Origin of the sequence: Pseudomonas sp. HMWF021, assembly GCF_003061005.1 — a bacterium.
GTDB lineage: Bacteria > Pseudomonadota > Gammaproteobacteria > Pseudomonadales > Pseudomonadaceae > Aquipseudomonas.
In genome coordinates, this window is the sequence record NZ_QAIK01000141.1 from 10901 (window position 1) to 11571 (window position 671).

General features: G+C 61.5%; 1 protein-coding gene. It reads left to right on the forward strand.

Annotated features, from left to right (window positions below; all coding sequences use genetic code 11):
- Positions 1–429: acyl-CoA dehydrogenase C-terminal domain-containing protein (locus DBR18_RS29495; protein ID WP_256588798.1), on the forward strand; the 429-nt coding region annotated here is incomplete at its 5' end.
- Positions 430–671 lie beyond the last annotated feature (242 nt).

The window sequence follows — 671 nt, forward strand, 5'->3', positions numbered from 1 at the left end:
CAGAACGGCGGCGCCGGCTTGAAGCAACTGATTCGCCTGATCGCCAACACCGCCGAGCGCGCGACCGCGTACGAATCGTTAACGGCATTGCGTGAGCCCCTGGAGCAACTGGTGGCTCGCCTGCAAACGGTGACCATTGGTTTGCTGACCGATCTGGCGCAGGGCAAGGTCAACAGCAGTCTGGCGAATTCGGCGCTGTACCTGAAAGTGTTCGGGCACACGGTAATTGGCTGGCGCTGGCTGGAGCAGGCGATTCGGGCTGAGGAAGGACTGGCCAAAGGCAATGCGGCGGATGCTGACTTCTATAAGGGCAAGCTGCAGGCGGCGCGGTATTTCCTGACGTGGGAAGTGCCGGGTTGCCAGCATGAGCTGGCGCTGCTGGAGGCGCGGGATGATGCGTGTCTGGCGATGCGGGATGGGTGGTTCTGATCCGGGATTTTAGTCGCTGCTGATGCCGTCTTCGCGGGCAAGCCCGCTCCCACAGGTTTATCTGGTGTACATGAGTTTTGGTACGACACGGACACTGCGGGAGCGGGCTTGCCCGCGAAGAGGCCAGAACTGACAACACATCAGCTCAACTTGAACCCACCCATCTGCCGCGCCAGATCATCCGCCAACCGCTGCAACATCTGACAATCCTCACGACAGGCGCGAACCTCCCCCGCCGTGGC